The sequence below is a fragment of the Allostreptomyces psammosilenae genome, assembly GCF_013407765.1.
GTDB lineage: Bacteria > Actinomycetota > Actinomycetes > Streptomycetales > Streptomycetaceae > Allostreptomyces > Allostreptomyces psammosilenae.
In genome coordinates, this window is the sequence record NZ_JACBZD010000001.1 from 1,283,398 (window position 1) to 1,300,318 (window position 16,921).

A 16,921-nucleotide genomic window follows, 5' to 3' on the forward strand; every position below is an offset into this window, starting at 1 on the left:
GAATCCGCACCGCCCCGGACCTGCGCTCGGGCCGGATGATGTTGCATGCTTCCCCCGGGGACCCGTACGCGCACCGAACGAACTCCGGTCCGCGCAACCCCGGCTGACGCACAGACGTCGAACCCGGGCGACGGAACGGTTCCTCCCCCTCCTGCCAGCCGTCGGCAGGACGGGGCCCGCACGCGGACGGCCCAGACGGCGAGGAGATGACGGCATGACCCCGAGCTTCCCCGATGTCTCGCTCGGCACCGACCGGTTGGTGCTGCGGCGCTTCGAGGCGGAGGACGTCCCGCAGCTGGTGGACATGATGGACGACGAGGCCGTCGTCACCTGGCTGCGCGTCCCCCACCCCTACACCGCGCGCCACGCCGAGGAGTGGGTGCGCCACGGCGCCCGCCGGCTGAGGGAGGACGGCGACGGGCTCGCCCTCGCCGTCTGCGAGCACCTGACCGGCCGGCTGGTGGGCTCGATCACCCTCCAGGGCACCGACTGGGCGGTCCGCAGCACCGACCTGACCGTGGTCACGGCCCCGTGGGCGCGCGGCGAGGGGTACGCTCCGGAGGCGGTCCTCGCCATCGCCCGGTGGCTGTTCGAGGAGCACGGCTTCGCGCGCGTCGAGATGCGCACCGCCGCCGGCAACGCCGCCCCCCAGCAGGTCGCCCGCAAGGCCGGCTTCATCAGCGAGGGCGTGCTGCGCAGCGCGGGGCTCGTCCGGCTGCCCGACGCCGACAGCAGCAGCCGGACGCACGAGTTCCGCACCGACCTGATCCTGTGGGGCCTCCTGCCGGAGGACCTGGAGGACCTGGAGCTGGAGGAACCGGACGACGAGGGCGCCGTCGGGCAGGGCGGCTACCACGACGGGCCGGCCGCTTCGATAGCGTCCCCCCACCGGTTCCGGGCGTGAGGACGGCCCGCGCCGGCCGGCCGGTGACGTCCGGAACCACGTTCGTCGTCACGTCCGTCACCACGTTCGTCATCACGTCCAGTCAGCAGCGTCGACCGGCCGCGTCGACCAGTCAGTCGTAGGGGAGCAGCGAGGGCATGGCCGACCGGGTCGTGGTGGTGGGATGGGACGGATCGCCGCTGTCCGACGCGGCCCGCGCGGCGCTCGCCTCCGCGACGCTCGTCATCGGCGCCCGCCGCCACCTGGACAGCGTCCCCCTCCCGCCGAACGCCGCCCGCGAACTCCCCGGCTCCCTGGAGGACACCGCGCGCCGCGCCGCCGCCCACCGCGGCTCCCCCGTGGTCCTCACCGCTGGCGACCCCGGGTTCTTCGGCATCGTCCGCGCGCTGCGCCGCCCCGAGTTCGGCCTGGAGGTCGAGGTCGTCCCGGCGGTCTCCTCGGTCGCCGCCGCCTTCGCCCGGGCCGGCATGCCCTGGGACGACGCGCTGGTGGTCAACGCCGCCGGCGGCAACCTGCGCCGCGCCGTCAACGTCTGCCGCGCCCACCCCAAGGTGGCCGTGCTCACCGGCGCCGGCGCCGGCCCCGCCGAACTCGCCCTGCTGCTGCGGGACCTGCCGCGCACCTTCGTGGTCTGCGAGGCGCTCGGCACCCCCGAGGAGACGGTGTCCGTGCTCACCGCGGACCGGGTGGCCGACGGCTCCTGGCGGGAACCCAACATCGTGCTCGTCACCGGCCTGCCCCCGCGGATCCGCGCCGGCGCCGGCCCGGGATCGCCGGCCGCCCTCCCCGGCCCCGCCACCGGCGTGCGCGGCCCGGCCACCGGCGGCACCGTCCCGGCCGTGCTGGGCCGCGACGCCCCCGCCCTCGGCAGCGGCACGGGCGGCACCGCCCCCTACGGCTGGATCGCCGGCCACCCGGTGGACCACCCCGGCGCGGTGCGCGGCTGGGCGCTGCCCGAGCAGCGCTACCTGCACCGCGACTCGGTGGTGCTCAACGCCGAGGTGCGCGCCCTCGCCCTGGCCCGACTCGGCCCGCGCCCCGGCGACCTGCTGTGGGACGTCGGCGCGGGCAGCGGATCGCTCTCCGTGGAGGCCGCCCGCTTCGGCGCCGCCGTGGTGGCCGTCGACCGGGACGCCGCCGCCTGCGAGGCCGTCACCGCCAACGCGGGCGCGCACGGGGTGGAGGTCCAGGTGGTGCGCGGCGAGGCCCCCGCGGCGCTCGCCCGGCTCCCGCAACCGGACACCGTGTTCGTGGCCGCCGGCGGCCCCACGGTGGTGTCCGCCTGCCTGGCCCGCCGTCCCGAACGCCTGGTGGCCGTGGTGACCGCCGTGCAGTGGGTCGAGCGCATCCGGGAGGCGTTCGCCGAGCACGGCTACGCCTGCGACGGCGTGCTGCTCCAGGCCTCCCGGCTCGCCCCGCTGGCCGGCGGAGTGCACCGCTTCGCCGCGGCCGGACCCACCTTCATGCTGTGGGGCTCGCCCGGACGCGCCGAGCCGGCACGCGGCTGAGGCGGCGCCACCTCGGCGGCCGGCCCGTCCGCCGCGGCGCCGCGCCGACCCGCCGTCAGCCCGGCGCCCCGCCGTCCACCGCCGCACCCGCTTCGGTGGGTGTTCGAACGGTTACCGGAAGGGTTGGATCGCCGCCCGGTATCGACCCTGGTTGGCCGATGTGGGTCCCCGCCCGAAAGAATGTCGGGGATCGGCAGGACGGACGTGCCGCTACGCCGGAGACTGTCGTTGTCCGATCGTGACCGAGCGCCCTTCCCGCGGCCGGCGGGGCGGGCCATGAGCAGCCAACGAGAGCCGGCGGGCGTCCCGGCGAAGGAGTGGAGTACATGAGCGAGACCGGTCACCTCCCCCCGGAGGGGACACCGGGGCGCCCGATGGACCCGGCCGGTGCACAGCCGGCGGGTGGCCCCTACGGTGCGCCGGAAACCTACGGCGTGCCGGCGACGGGCCCCTACGGGGCGCCGGGCGGACCCGTCCCGCCCGGCGGAGCGGTGCCGGTCCACCCGGCCTTCACCTTCATCGACGAGCCCGACGACGACTCCGACGCCCTCCCGGACGACGACTCGCTGGTCATGCCGGGGCGTCAGGGCAGCTGGAGCGACCCCGTGGTGCATCCCGCCGGCCCGTCCGGCCCGACCACCGGGTACCCGGCCGGGCCCACCGCCGGGTACCCGGCGGGCCCGACCACCGGGTACCCGGCCGGCGCCTACCCCGGCCACGGTCCCGAGGGCCTGCTCCCCGCAGGGCCCGGGGAGGGGGACGTCCCGCTCGTCGACGCGCCCGGTGAGGAGCAGGGCCGGCCGCTGGGGCTCGGGGCCCGTGGCGGGCCGCTGCTGCTCTCCGACGACGAGTCGGCCGGCTGGCCGGTGGCGGAGGAGCCGCCGCCGCACGGCCTCGACCCGCTCGCCGCGGCCACCTACGGGGCCGTCGGCACCCCCTACCCGGCCGTGCCGTTCATTCCGGGGCAGCCCGGGCCCGTCTCCGGTCCGCTCCAGGTGGGGCCGGAGCTCACCACGCCGATCCCGGCGGGGCCGCCCATCCCGACGCCCACCGCCCCGACCGCGCCCACCGCCCCGACCGCGCCCGACGCGCCGGGGGTGCCCGGTGCGCCGGGCGGCCCCGGCATGCCGGGCGCCGCCGAGCCGGCCGGGCAGCCGCAGGTCGCGTTCGGCACCGGCGACCTGACCGCCCCGCAGGTCCCCCCGCAGGCCGGGCCCGACGCCTTCGGCCCGACCGACGGCGGCCACGCGGCCGCGGCCGGCGCGCCCTCCGGCCAGCCGCCTCGTCCCGCCCCGGGCGCCCAGTCCGCCCCGGGCGCCCAGTCCGGCCCGGTGGCGCCGGCCCCGCCGCGCTACCCCACGGTGCAGCCGCTGGGCGCGGCCCAGCAGCGCCGTCCGCTGCACGCCGGGCCGCCCGCGCAGACCTTCAGCACCGGATCGGTCCCGGTCCGGTCGCTCGCCGACCGAGGGCCGACCACGGCCGCCCCCGCGCCGGTCCCGCCGGTGGCTCCCCAGCCGGAGCCCGAGGCCCAGGCTGCCCCGGCGGCACCGGCCGCGCCCGCCGTGCCGGCGGCTCAGCCCGTGGAGCCGTCCGTCCCGGCGCAGCCGGTGGAGTCGGCGCACGAGCAGGCCGCGCCGGAACAGGCCGGGCCGGAGCCGTCGGCCGCGGTCGGACAGGAACAGCCGGCGGTGGTCGTGGCCGCCGCGACGGCGGCACCCGCGGACGAGCTGGCGCCGGCGACCGCGCCCGCCCCGGGCCCGCAGCCCACCGTGCCGGAGCAGCCGACCGTGGGTGGGCCGGCCGCCGTGGGCGAGCCGGCCGCCGAGGCGCCGTGTCCGCCGGTGGCTCCGCAGCCCGCCCCCGAGCCCGCGCCCGTGGCGCCGGCCGCCCCGGTGGCCACGCCCGCCGCGCCTGCCGTGCCGGAGCAGGCCGTGGAGGCCCAGCCCGCGCCGGCCGGGACACCGGTGGTCGGCGCCCCCCAGCAGGCCGACGCCGCGGTCTCCCCGCAGGCCGTGACGCCCGACCAGACGGGGGCGGTGACGGCGGCCGGCACCGACGACGCCGCGATCCTCCCGTCGCCCCAGGCGGAGCCCGCCCACGCCGAGGCGGTCCAGGCCGAGGCACCCCAGGCGGAAGCACCCCAGGCCGGTTCGGCTCCACTGGAGGCGCCGGCTGACGGCGCGCCCGGCGACGTCTCGCCGGCCGGCGAGACGACCACCGAGCCGCCCACGCCGTCGCCGGAAGGGGCCGCGGCCAGCGCCACCCCGGTGCCGGCTCCGGTCGCTCCCGAGCAGGCGACCCCGCCGGCGGAACCGGCCGCCGTGCCCGAACAGCCCGAACCGGCCGTTCCGAGCGACGCCGCAGCGCCGGCCCACGCGGCCGGAGCCGACGCGGCGGACCACTCGGCGACCTCCCAGCCGGAGGCGCCGGAGCCGGCGGGCGGCGTGTCCGACGCGGCCCCGACCGCGCCGCCCGCCCCGGCGGACGGCGCCGAGGGCGCCGCGTCCACCCCGGCGGTCACCGGCGAGGACGAGGGGACGGCCGGCGAGCCGGAAGGCACGACGTCGCCCGCGGAGCCCTCCGGGCCCACCACCCACGCCGTCGCCGGAATCCCGGCGGATCTGGTGACCGCCCAGCTCGCCGTGGCGCCCGCGGCGACGCGTCCGCCGTCCCCGGTCGGGGCGGTTCCGCTGCCGCCGCCGCTGACGGCCGCCGCCCTCGCCGCGGCGGAGGGCGAGGTCGAGGTCGCGGAGGCGGAGGGCGCGGGGGTCGAGCCGTTCGCGCCGCCGGCCGCCGAGGCCGAGCCCACCGCGCCCGCCGACGGGGCCGAGCAGGCCGCCGAGCCGGCGGAGCCCGTGGGGACGACGGAGCCCGTGGAGACGGCTGGGGGGCAGCCGGAGGCGGAGACCCCGGCTGCGGCCGTGGCTGCCGCGGAGCCGACCGCACAGCCCCTGCCGAGCTCGCAGCCCCAGCCGACCGCACAGCCCCAGGAGCAGCGCGAGACCCAGCTGGTGGCCCTCGAAGGCCCCGCGGCCGCCGCGCCCGAGGCCCCCGGCGCGCCGGTGACTGAGGCGGCGTCGCCGACCGGGGCCCCGCCGGCACCGGAGGGCGCGAGCCCCGCCGCCCCGGCCGAGGGCGAGACGGCGGCCGCCGCGGAACCCGTGGCACCGGCGGAGGCGACGGACCCGAGCGAACCCGCACCCCAGGAGGCGCCGGCGGAGCAGCCCGCCCCGGCCCCGGCCGAGCCCGCGCAACCGGCCGAGCCCGCGCAACCGGCCGAGCCGGCGCAACCGGCGGAGCCGGCGCAACCGGCCGAGCCGGCCGAGCCTGCGGCGGAGGCCGAAGGAGCCCCGGACGCCGCGCCGGCCCAGCCGGCGAACCAGCCGGAGCGGTCGAGCGAGCCGGAACAGCCGAACCAGCCGGAGCAGCCGGAGCAGGCGCCGGCGGAGCAGCCGGAACGAACGGAACAGTCGGCCGAGCCCGGGCAGGCAGAACGGCAGGAAGCCCCCGCCGTGCCCGGTGAAGCGGTGCCGAAGCAGGACAGCGCGGATGGAGGCGTGGAAGCAATGCCCGGTCAGCAGGCCCCCGGCGAGGCCCTACTGGAGGCCGAACAGCCGGTCACGGCGCACCCCGCGGGTGCCGCCGGGGAGGCCACGGACGGCATACCCGCACCTCGGGTGCCGGACGGACCGGCCGCGCCCGGGTACGACGACGCCGCCCGCGACGCCGTGCACCGGGTCATCCGGGAGCGGCGGGACGTGCGCGCCGGCTTCCGCCCCGACCCCATCCCGCACGACGTGCTGATCCGGGTCCTGGAGGCCGCGCACACCGCCCCCACCACCGGCTACGCCCAGCCGTGGGACTTCGTGGTGGTCCGCTCCTCCAAGACCCGCGCCCGGATGCACCAGCTCGCCGTCCGGCAGCAGGAGGCGTACCGGGCCCAACTGCCCAAGGGCCGTGCCCGGCAGGTGCGGGAGCTCTCCGCCGACGCCATCCTGCAGACCCCGGTGAACGTCGTCGTCACCGTCGACCCCTCCCGGGGCGGACGGCACAACCCGCCGGACAGCGCCCCGCTGTCCGGCGCGCTGGCGGTGGAGAACCTGCTGCTGGCCGCCCGCGCCGAGGGCCTCGGCGTCGGCTGGGTGCACTTCTTCGACGAGGCCGAGGTGGTCTCCTCGCTCGGCCTGCCCGGCCACCTCGGCGTCGTCGCCTACCTGTGCCTGGGCTACGTCCAGGAGTTCGCCGAGGAGCCGGAGCCCGCGGTGGGCGGCGGGGACCGGCGGCGTCCGCTGTCCTGGGTCGTGCACGAGGAGGAGTACGGGCGGCGCGCGCTGCCCGGCGAGTCCCCGCGCACCCTCCTGGAGGAGACGCTGCGCGGCATCCGCCCCCTGGACGCGAAGGCCCTGGGCGCGGCCTGGGACCGGCAGAAGCGGATGACCAAGCCGTCCGGCTCGCTCGGCATGCTGGAGATCATCTCGGCGCAGCTGTGCGGACTGTCCCGCAAGTGCCCGCCGCCGGTGCCGGAGCCGGCCGCCGTGGTGGTCTTCGCCGGCGACCACGGCGTGCACGCCCAGGGGGTCAGCGCCTGGGAGCAGGAGGTCACCGGGCAGATGGTGCGCAACTTCCTGGACGGCGGGGGAGTGGTCAACGCCTTCGCCGCGCAGGTGGGCGCCGAGGTGGTGGTCGTGGACATGGGGCTGCGCGAGCCCGTCGAACTCCGGCCCGGCCTGCTGCCGCGCCGGCTGCGGGCGGGCACCGGGGACATCACCACCGGACCGGCGATGAGCCGTGAGGAGGCCCTGGCGGGCATCGAGATCGGCATCGAGATCGCCCGCGACCTCATCGACGCCGGCAACCGCGCGCTGGTCACCGGTGACATGGGGGTGGCCAACACCACCGCCTCGATCGCCCTGATCGCCGCCCTCACCGGCACGGACCCGGCGGAGCTGACCGACCGGGGCAGCGGGGTGGACGAGCAGGTCCAGGTCCGCAAGGCGGAGGCGGTGCGCGCCGCGCTGGCGCTGCACACCCCCGACCCGGCCGACCCGATCGGCGTGCTGGCCGCCCTGGGCGGGCTGGAGCACGCCGGCCTGGTCGGGCTGATGCTCGGCTCGGCGTCGCTGCGCACCCCGGTGATCCTGGACGGCACGGTGGCGGGCGCCGCCGCCCTGGTGGCCAAGGCGATCGCGCCGGAGGTGCTGGCCGCCTGCGTGGCCGGGCAGCGCTCGGCGGAGCCGGGCCACCGCGCCGCCCTGGCCAAGCTGGGGCTGCGCCCGCTGGTCGACCTCGACCTGCGGATCGGCGAGGGAGCGGGGGCGCTGCTGGCGCTGCCGCTGGTGCAGAGCGCCGCCCGGGCCATGCACGACGTCGCCACCTTCGACCAGGCCGGGGTGACCGAGAAGCGGTGAACCGGTCCCGCTGAAGCGTGCGGGCCCCGCCTCGGCGGGGCCCGCACCGTCAGGCGGCGGACGGGCGCGGGGCTACGGGCCGCGGACGCCGCGCAGCCAGTCGAGGAGGAGCCGGTTGACCTCCTCGGCGCGCTCCTGCTGGATCCAGTGGCCGCAGCCGTCGAGGAGGTGCGAGCCCATCACGCCGGGCAGCGTGGTGGGGTGGGCCGCGATCGCGTCGGCCAGCCACGCGGTCGAGGAGTCCAGGGCGCCGCCGATGAACAGCGAGGGCTGCGGGATGGGCGCCGAGTCCCAGGCGGCGAGGTCGGCCCAGTCCCGGTCGACGTTGCGGTAGCGGTTGAGGGCGCCGGTCAGCCCCGTCCGCTCGAACTCGCCCGCGTAGAAGTCCAGGTCCGCCTCGGTGAGCCAGGCCGGCAGGCGGCCGGTGGAGGGGAAGCGGTCGGAGAGCCTCCCGCCGCGCGGCACGAAGAACAGGCTGCCCTCCCCGGCCGGCGGCATGGTGTCGGCCGAGAGCCCGGCGTAGAACCCGGCCAGCCAGCCCCGGACGTCGGGCTCGATCTCGGCCTCCGCCCGTCCCGGCTCCTGGAAGTAGCTGACGTAGAACTCCTCCTCCCCGCCGATCCGGGAGAAGGCCTCGGTGGGGCGGATCCCGCCCCGTGGCGAGTAGGGGACGCTCAGCAGCCCGACCGCGGTGAAGACGTCCGGCCGGAGCAGGGCGCTGTTGGCGGCGATGCCCGAACCCCAGTCGTGCCCCACGATCACGGCGGTCTCCTCGCCGAGGGCACGGACCACGGCGGCGTTGTCCTCGACGAGCTCGACCATCCGGTACGCCCCGACCCGGCCGGGGCGGGACGAACGGCCGTAGCCCCGGACGTCGATCGCGACCGCGCGGTAGCCCGCCGCGGCGAGGGCCGGGAGCTGCTGGCGCCACGAGTACCAGGACTCCGGGAAGCCGTGGACCAGGAGGACCAGCGGGCCGCTGCCCTGCTCCACCAGGTGGGTGCGGCCGGCCGGCGTGGCCACCAGTCGGTGCGTCAGATCGTGTGGCCCGTGGGCGGATTGCGGCAACGCTGCCTCCGGCGGGAACGGCGACGGTGGGCTCCGCCCGGGTGGGCGACCGCCCCGTGCGGTCGATCCTGGGCGGACCGCCGTGGCGGAGTCGAGGGAAATTGCCGGAACGGCAAACGGCCCACGGGTGGACCCTGCCGGCGCGGGCCGGGGCCGACCGGCCGACGGCCTCACGGACGGGGTCCTCACAGTGTGAGGATCCCGCCCCTCGAACCGCCCGTTCACCACCCGCCCCACCTGGGGGATGATGAGCACGTCAGACCGCTCGGCCGTTAAGGACACACGCATGACCAGCCCCGCACAGCGTCCCGCCCCCCACATCTACCCGGCGGGGCTCCGTCTCGCCGGGCGACGGGTCGTGGTGGTCGGTGCCGGACACGTGGCGCAGCGCCGCCTGCCCGGCCTCGTCGACGCGGGCGCCGACGTCCTGGTCATCGCGCCCACCGCCACCCCCGCCGTCGAGGCCATGGCCGACGCCGGGGAGATCCGCTGGGAGCGCCGGGGGTACGCCGACGGCGACCTCGACGGCGCCTGGTACGTGGTGGTCGCCACCGACGCCCCGGCCGTCAACGAGGCGGTCTCCGCCGAGGCCGAGCGCCGCCGGGTGTTCTGCGTCCGCAGCGACGACGCCGAGCGCGCCACCGCCCACACCCCCGCCACCGGGCGCTCCGACGGCGTCACCGTCGCCGTCCTCGCCGGCGGCGACCCCCGCCGCGCCGCCGCCGTCCGCGACGCCGCCCTCGACCGCCTGCGTTCCGGCGAACTGCGCGCCCCGCACTTCCGCGCCCGCGAGGGCGGCGTCGCCCTGGTCGGCGCCGGCCCCGGCGACCCGGACCTGATCACCGTCCGGGGCCGCCGACTGCTCGCCGAGGCCGACGTCGTCGTGGCCGACCGCCTCGCCCCGCGGGCCCTGCTCGACGAGTTGCCGGCGGACGTCGAGGTGGTCGACGCCGCCAAGATCCCCTACGGCCGGGCCATGGCGCAGGACGTCATCAACGAGACCATCGTGGAGCGGGCCAAGGCAGGCAAGTTCGTCGTCCGCCTCAAGGGGGGCGACTCCTTCGTCTTCGGCCGCGGCTACGAGGAGGTCCTGGCCTGCGCCGAGGCGGGCATCCCGTGCACGGTGGTGCCGGGCATCACCAGCTCGGTCGCGGTTCCGGCCGTCGCCGGCGTCCCGGTCACCCACCGCGGGGTGGCCCACGAGTTCACGGTGGTCTCCGGGCACGTCGCCCCCGACAACCCCGCCTCCCTGGTGAACTGGCAGGCGCTCGCCGGGATGCGCGGCACGCTCGTGCTGCTGATGGCGGTCGAGCGGATCGGCGCGATCGCCGACACGCTGATCGCCCACGGCCGCGACGGCGCCACCCCGGTCGCCGTGATCCAGGAGGGCACCACCGCCGGCCAGCGCCGGGTGGACGCGACGCTGGCCACCGTCGCCGAGGTGGTCAGGGCGGAGGCCGTCCGCCCGCCCGCGATCATCGTGGTCGGGGACGTCGTCGCCGTCTCGCGCGGCGAGCGCTGACCGCCCCCGCCCGGCGGGCGCGCCGCGCCACGCCGCGCCCGGGGCGGGCGCGGCGTCGGCGTGCCGGCTGCTTCTCCCGGGCGGGCAGGCGATGGAGGCGGCAGCGGGGGCGGGGCGGAGGGTGTGCGACGGAGGCGGGTGGAGGGCGCGCGGCCGATATTCACCGTGGGGCGCGTGCCGTTCCCCTCGGCGCCCGCCCGGTAGCGCGCTTGTTGTAGCGCGCTTCTGACACATCGGCGATTCGCACTCTGCCAACGGGCGGCCGCGCTGCCAGGCCCCCAACCCTGCGTAGGGGGGACCGCGGGCCCCCTTCTTCAGGATCCCATGCGGCGGTCACCCAGCGCAGCCCTTGTCGCGCAGCCTGTGGATAACTCGGAGCGCGCACATGACAGGACGCGCGCTCGGCAGCACGCAAGGTCCTCCACGGCCGGTAGGTCTCGCTGAAGGGCCGGGCCCGGGCAGTCCGTCCACGCCCATCCGCGCAGGACCCGTCCCCACGGCCCCCTCGGCGGAACCCCGCGCCATCCCTGCGGAACCCCCGCGCCATCCCTGTGGCACCACCGCGGAACGCCATCCCCGCCCGGGCACACCGGGGCCGTCGACCCGTGTGCGGAGGGCGCCTCACCCGCTGGCGCCGTGCGCCTTCGCCACCTCCTCGATCCGGTGGGCCAGGGCGAAGTCCGTCGCGGTGACCCGGCCGCCGACGGCGTGCGTGGTGGTGGCCACCTGGACGCTGTCGTAGCCGAGCGTCAGGTCCGCGTGGTGGTCCAGCTCCTTCTGCACCTGCGCGATGTGCGCCACCATGATCGCCGCCGCCACGTGCTCCAACCGGTAGCGGCGGCGCAACGCGTCCCCCTCGAAGGCCCAGCCGGGCAGCTCGGCCAGCCGGCGCTCGATCTCGTCCCCGTCCACCGTCTCGTACCGCATCACCACTGCCTCTCCGCCGCGCGTCGACCTCGCTGGCATGCTGCCACTTCGGGCCGCGCGGTGCCGCGCAATCCCGGCGGTCCCCGGCGCGTCGCGCCGCCCCACCCGGAGCCGCCGGCCCCGACCGGCCGCCGAGGCGCTCCGGGGCCGGTCCGGGCCGTCATGTCCCCTCAGGACAGCAGCTCGATCACCGGGCCGAACGCCTCCATGGACGGCTCCAGCACGGTGACGTACGAGATGCCGAACTCCTCGCGCTGCCGGCGCAGCTGCTCGGCGATCTGCTCGGCGGTGCCCACCAGCAGCACCGGGCAGCGCAGCAGCTCCTCCTCGTCCATCCCGTTCGCGTAGGGCAGGAAGGGCCGCACCGCCGCCCGACGGTCCTCGGTCAGCAGCACCCGCTGTATCAGCAGGTTGAGCTCCGGTTGCACGGCGCGGCCGGCAGCCGCCTCGCGCACCAGGCGGACCCGCTCGGCGAACTCCTCCCGGGGCGCCAGGGTCAGCTTGCCGTCGCGGGACACCCGCCCCGCCGTGAACCCCACGACGTCGGCGTGCTCGGCGGCCAGCCGCAGCGTGCGCCGTCCGTGCCCGCCGACCAGGAGCGGCGGGCCGTCCGGCTGGGTCGGCCGGGGCAGGAACTCCTTGTCCGCGAAGCGCCGGCGCACCTCCCGGACGGTCCGCTCCAGGTGGTTCACCCGCTCCCCGGCCGGATGGAACTCGATGCCGGCGTCCTCGAACTCCGCCCGCACGTACCCCGCGCCGAGGCCCAGCTCCAGCCGGCCGCCGGTGAGGGCGTCCGTCCCGGCGGCCTCCCGGGCCAGCAGGGTGGGATTCCAGAAGCCGGCGTTGAGCACGAACGTCCCCAGCCGTGGACGCTCCGTCACCTCGGCCGCCGCGACCAGGGAGGGGAACGGCGCCGGCGCGCCGATGTGGTCGGGCACCAGCAGCACGTCGAAGCCGAGCGACTCCACCGTGCGGCAGGTGGCGGCCCACTGGTCCCGGGAGGCGGTGGTGACCAGGTTCACCCCGAAGCGGAACGGGCGGGACTCGGGCGGGGGCGGTGTGGGCGGCGACGGCTGTGCTGACGACTGCGACATGGCGACTCCCGTCATCTCAGGGCTGCACGACGGACGCCCAGCAGATACCCGACCGTGACGGACCGTCAAGCACCTTTCGCCGACGGCAGAGGCGCCCGGGTCCGCGCCGCTCCCGCACCACCCGCGCGCCGGCCGCCTACCAACCGCCGTACCGGACCCGTACCGGACCCCGTCTCGGGCCCGGAGCGCCCGGGAGCGGCCGGGCCGCACCGACTACCCTCGGTGTGCTCCGCACACCCGCACACCCGCACACCCGAGAGGCCGGAACAGCATCACCATGGGCGAGATCGTCACCATCGAGGACCCGGCCGACCCGCGCCTGCGGGACTACGTCGACCTCACCGACGTCCAGCTGCGACGTCGCCGGGAGCCCGCCGAGGGCCTCTTCATCGCCGAGGGCGAGAAGGTCATCCGCCGCGCGCTCGCCGCCGGCTACCGGATGCGTTCGATGCTGCTCACGCCGAAGTGGATCGACGTGATGCGCGACGTGATCGCCGACAACCCGGCAGAGACCTACGCGGTCAGCCCCGACCTCGCCGAACGCGTGACCGGGTACCACGTGCACCGCGGCGCGCTCGCCGCGATGGCCCGCAAGCCCCCGGCCAGCGCCGCCGACCTGCTCGCCACCGCCCGGCGGATCGTCATCCTCGAGGGCATCGTCGACCACACCAACGTCGGGGCCATCTACCGGAGCGCCGCCGCGCTCGGCATGGACGGCGTGCTGCTCTCCCCGGACTGCGCCGACCCGCTGTACCGGCGGGCGGTGAAGGTGTCGATGGGCGCGGTGTTCACCGTGCCCTACGCCCGACTGGACGAGGAGCGCTGGCCGGACGGCCTGGCGGCGGTGCGCGAGGCGGGCTTCCGGGTGCTGGCGCTGACACCGGGGGAGGGGGCCACGGACATCCGCGAGGTGGCCGGCCGGCTGCCCGAACGGGTGGCGGTGATGCTGGGCGCCGAAGGGGAGGGCCTCACCGCCCGCGCGCTGCGCGCCGCCGACGAGCGGGTGCGCATCCCGATGGCGCACGAGGTCGACTCACTGAACGTGGGGGCCGCCGCCGCGGTCGCCTTCTACGCCCTGGCGTGAGGGAGCGGCCCGCCCCGGAACCGCCGGCGGGAAGGGCCGGGAATGCGGGAACGCGTGCTCACTCACCCTGGGGTAAGTACCTGACTTTTTAGTCGGTACTTGTCGTCTGTAAGGCGGGGAGGAAAACATGGACGTGGCGCCGGAAGAACACGGATATCCGCCCCGCCAGGATTTTCCCGCGGGGCGTGGAAGGGGAGTACACGAATGAACGCGCACGAGGACAACGCCGCCGCGAACCCGGTCTCGGTCGTCGGTCTGGGGGCGATGGGGCAGGCGATCGCGGCGGTGCTGCTGGCGAACGGGCACCCCACCACGGTGTGGAACCGCTCGGCCGGAAAGGCGGACGAGCTGGTGGCGCGGGGCGCGGTGGACGCCGGGACGCTCGGGGCGGCGGTCGGCGCCAGCCCGCTGGTGATCGCCTGCCTGCTGGACCACGCCTCGGTGCACGAGGCCCTGGAGCCGGTGGCCGACCTGCTGTCCGGCCGGGTGCTGGTCAACGTCACCACCACCACCGCGGCCGAGGCGCGGCGGACGGCGGCATGGGCGGCGGAGCACGGCATCGACTACCTCGACGGCGCCATGATCGCCGTCCCGCAGATGATCGGACGGCCCGGCTCGTCGCTGCTGTACAGCGGGTCGCGGACGGCGTTCGAGCAGCACCGGGCGATGCTGGACCTGCTGGGCGCCAGCACCTACTTCGGCGAGGACGCCGGGCTGGCCTCGCTGTACGACCTGGCCCTGCTTTCCGGAATGTACGCGATGTTCGGCGGATTCTTCCACGCCACGGCGATGGTCGGGACGGCCGGGGCGAAGGCCACGGAATTCGTTTCGATGCTCGTCCCGTGGCTGAAGTCCATGGCGGATCTCCTGCCGTCGTACGCGGAGATCATCGAGAAGGGCGATTACACCACCGACGTGCAGAGCCTGCTGTTCAACAAGTCGGCGGTGGACGCGATCGCCCGGACGAGCCTGGAGCAGGGAATCGGGGTCGACATGGTGGCGCCGGTCCAGGCGCTCATCGACCGGCAGATCGCCGAGGGGCACGGCGCGGACAGCTTCGTCCGGGTGATCGAGGGCATCCGCAACCCGGTGCCGCGGTCCTGAAGCCGCCGGACGGGCCCGGGCGCCCGGACGGGCCCGGGCACCCCGGCGGGCCCGGGCCGGACGGCCCAGCCGTCGGGCGTGGTGGGGACGGCGGTCGCGGCGCCCGGGAGGACGGCCGCGCCGTCCCACCCCGCCGGCAGGGGTGGGACGGCGCCCGGTGCGCGGCTCAGAGGCGGCGCAGCACGAAGCCGTCGGCGGTCTGGCGTCCGCCGCTGCCGAAGAGCACCGGCAGGTGGCCGCTGAGCACGTAGTTCCCACGCGGGGTGAGCGCCACCGCGGAGGGGGCGGCCTCGGGGGACGCCGTGGCGCCGGTCTGCCGGGCGGTCCGCCAGCCGTCGCGGGAGCGCAGCTCCAGCAGTCCGTCCAGCCCGCCCGGGGCGATGGCGTTGGTCACCACGTACAGCGCCCCGTTCCGGCCGAGCGCCACGCCGTCGGCGCCGGGGGTGGGCCGCTGCTGCCGCACCTCGGTGAACCGCTCCGGCGCGGCCAGCGGTATCCGGAAGACGGCGCCGGTGTCGTGCCGGACGGTCAGCAGGAAGCCCGCCGGGTGGTAGGCGATGCCGTTCAGGCCGGTGATCGGCTGGCCCGCGGCGTTCTCGCCGGCGTCCAGCGCGGGATGGCTGAGCAGGACGGAGGCGTGGCCCTTCGGCGTCACCCGGTGGATCGTGCCGGTGAAGGAGTCCGTCACGTAGGCGTTGCCGAACGGGTCCACGGCCACGTCGTTCGCCAGGTGCAGGCCCGGGGAGCCGCCGAGGTCGACCATGAGTTCCGGTTCGCCGGTGGTCAGGTCGTAGACCGCCAGCCCCGAGTGGCGGCCCCTGGTCTCGGGTGACGAGCCGACGCTGAGCAGGGCGTCCGGCCCGCCGTAGACGTCGCCGTAGGTCACCAGGACGCGGTTGCGGGCGGCGTCGACCCGGACGGCGCCGGTCGCGATCAGCCGCGGGTCGTCGATCAGGGTGCGGGCGACTCCGTCCGCGCCCACCACCGAGACGGTCCCGTGGCGGATGGAGCTCACCAGGAACGCCGAGCGGGTGGGGTCCCAGGCCACCCCCTCCGGGTGCAGCGCCCGCCCCTCGCCCTCGATGACCTCCGGGAGGCGGGCGGCGTGCCGGGCGGCCGGGTCGGCCGACGGCGCGGCGGCAGACGCCCCCGCGGCCGACGGCGCGGTGGCCGGGGGCGCGGCGACGGCGGCGCCGGCCGCGGGCGCCAGCAGCAGCGCGGCGCTCATGGCGAGGGCACTCGGCAGGACGGCCGCACGGCGGTGCGAACGCCGGGGCCTTCCGGGTTCGTGCTGGGGCATGTCGTGTTCTTCCCTTTCTCCCTCTTCCGGGCGGGCCGCGGTGGAAACCGCCCGTGGGAATCGCTCGAACGGTGCTCGGAAAGGCGTTCCGGAGGATTTCAGGACGCCCGCCTCAGGTGCTGTTCCCCGGGGTGTGCGGAGGCGTCGAGCAGGAGGTCGGAGGAGATCCCCAGAGCCTGTCCGAAACCCTGCGGCGTTCCGGTCAGGATGGTGCGCTGCAGATTCTGCAGCGCCGGGGACGGCTCCAGTCCGAGTTCCTCCCGCAGGATTTCACGGAGTTCCTGGTAGGCGCGCAGGGCGTCCCCGCGCCGGCCGGCCAGCGTGAGGGCGGTGATCAGCTGGCCGTGCAGCCACTCGTTCAGCGGGTGGCGGGTCACCAGCGTCCTGAGCTCCGCGGTGACCCGGGCGTGCTGGCCGAGCCGCATGTCCGCCTCGATCCGCTCCTGCAGGGCCCGGATGTAGCTCTCCTCCAGGTGCCGCACGTGCTGCGCCAGCGCCACCCCGTAGGGCACGTCGGCCAGCACGTCGCCCCGCCACAGCTGGAGCGCCCGGGACAGCAGCTCGGATCCCTCGGCCAGGCGGCCGGAGCGGCACAGCGCCTCGCCCTGGCGGGCCAGCCGCCAGAACCGCTCGGCGTCCACCGCGTCCGGCGGCAGCCGCAGCACGTAGCCGCGCAGCTCGGTGCCGAGGAGATCGGGGGGCAGGCCCTGGCCGGCCCCGCGCTCCAGCGCGCGCCGCAGGTGGTAGATGTGGGTGCGGATCGTCGATATCGCCGTCCGGGGCGGCTCCTTGCCCCACAGCTCGTCCACCAGCGTGTCATGCGAGACCAGGTTTCCGGGGCGTAAGGCGAGCAGGGTCAGTAACTGCCGAACCTTCGGCCCCCGCGGAACGGGCACCGCTTTTCCCTCGTAGGTGATTTCCAGTGGTCCCAGAACGCTGATCCGGAGCACGATTCATTCCTCCAGGAGATTATCGGAGTCAACGTCGACTTCGGCGCCAGAC

At 76.6% G+C, this 16,921-nt stretch carries 11 protein-coding genes; 6 read left to right on the forward strand and 5 right to left on the reverse strand.

The annotated features are described in order from the left end of the window. Positions 1-214 precede the first annotated feature (214 nt). The 3 genes from FHU37_RS05000 (at position 215) to cobT (ending at position 7,820) form a co-directional block, all read left to right on the forward strand. The gene (locus tag FHU37_RS05000; protein ID WP_179813018.1) at positions 215-904 is read left to right on the forward strand and encodes a GNAT family N-acetyltransferase; all 690 of its coding nucleotides are present in this window, start codon (positions 215-217) and stop codon (positions 902-904) included. A gap of 137 nt (positions 905-1,041) precedes the next feature. Next, positions 1,042-2,412 carry a precorrin-6y C5,15-methyltransferase (decarboxylating) subunit CbiE gene (cbiE, locus tag FHU37_RS05005; protein ID WP_179813019.1) on the forward strand — a complete coding sequence of 457 codons (1,371 nt, stop codon included), beginning with the start codon at positions 1,042-1,044 and terminating at the stop codon, positions 2,410-2,412. A 326-nt stretch (positions 2,413-2,738) separates the two neighbouring features. Then, positions 2,739-7,820 carry a nicotinate-nucleotide--dimethylbenzimidazole phosphoribosyltransferase gene (cobT, locus tag FHU37_RS05010; protein WP_179813020.1) on the forward strand — a complete coding sequence of 1,694 codons (5,082 nt, stop codon included), beginning with the start codon at positions 2,739-2,741 and terminating at the stop codon, positions 7,818-7,820. Between the two features lie 72 nt (positions 7,821-7,892). Here the strand turns inward: cobT and FHU37_RS05015 are convergent, their stop codons facing one another. Then, positions 7,893-8,888 (reverse strand): alpha/beta fold hydrolase, encoded by a 996-nt coding sequence (locus FHU37_RS05015; protein ID WP_246449570.1) that lies wholly within the window; start codon positions 8,886-8,888, stop codon positions 7,893-7,895. Between the two features lie 286 nt (positions 8,889-9,174). On the opposite strand from FHU37_RS05015, the gene cobA reads away from it, so the two are divergent. Next, positions 9,175-10,410, forward strand: coding sequence for a uroporphyrinogen-III C-methyltransferase (gene cobA, locus FHU37_RS05020; RefSeq protein WP_179813022.1), 1,236 nt, complete (start codon positions 9,175-9,177; stop codon positions 10,408-10,410). Between the two features lie 621 nt (positions 10,411-11,031). On the opposite strand, the gene FHU37_RS05025 is transcribed toward cobA, so the two are convergent. Next, the gene (locus tag FHU37_RS05025; RefSeq protein WP_179813023.1) at positions 11,032-11,337 is read right to left on the reverse strand and encodes a 4a-hydroxytetrahydrobiopterin dehydratase; all 306 of its coding nucleotides are present in this window, start codon (positions 11,335-11,337) and stop codon (positions 11,032-11,034) included. A gap of 170 nt (positions 11,338-11,507) precedes the next feature. Next, the gene (locus tag FHU37_RS05030; protein WP_179813024.1) at positions 11,508-12,431 is read right to left on the reverse strand and encodes an LLM class F420-dependent oxidoreductase; all 924 of its coding nucleotides are present in this window, start codon (positions 12,429-12,431) and stop codon (positions 11,508-11,510) included. 277 nt (positions 12,432-12,708) lie between these two features. Here FHU37_RS05030 and FHU37_RS05035 point away from each other — a divergent pair, with 277 nt between their 5' ends. Continuing rightward, positions 12,709-13,515, forward strand: a complete 807-nt coding sequence (locus FHU37_RS05035) for a TrmH family RNA methyltransferase (RefSeq protein ID WP_179813025.1) — start codon at positions 12,709-12,711, stop codon at positions 13,513-13,515. A 204-nt stretch (positions 13,516-13,719) separates the two neighbouring features. Beyond that, positions 13,720-14,619 carry an NAD(P)-dependent oxidoreductase gene (locus FHU37_RS05040; protein WP_179813026.1) on the forward strand — a complete coding sequence of 300 codons (900 nt, stop codon included), beginning with the start codon at positions 13,720-13,722 and terminating at the stop codon, positions 14,617-14,619. 166 nt (positions 14,620-14,785) lie between these two features. Here the strand turns inward: FHU37_RS05040 and FHU37_RS05045 are convergent, their stop codons facing one another. Both FHU37_RS05045 and FHU37_RS05050 read right to left on the reverse strand, forming a co-directional pair. Next, positions 14,786-15,919, reverse strand: a complete 1,134-nt coding sequence (locus FHU37_RS05045) for an SMP-30/gluconolactonase/LRE family protein (protein ID WP_179813027.1) — start codon at positions 15,917-15,919, stop codon at positions 14,786-14,788. A 98-nt stretch (positions 15,920-16,017) separates the two neighbouring features. Beyond that, a complete protein-coding gene (locus FHU37_RS05050; RefSeq protein WP_312892424.1) occupies positions 16,018-16,815 on the reverse strand; it encodes an AfsR/SARP family transcriptional regulator in 798 nt (265 codons plus the stop codon). Positions 16,816-16,921: the final 106 nt, after the last annotated feature.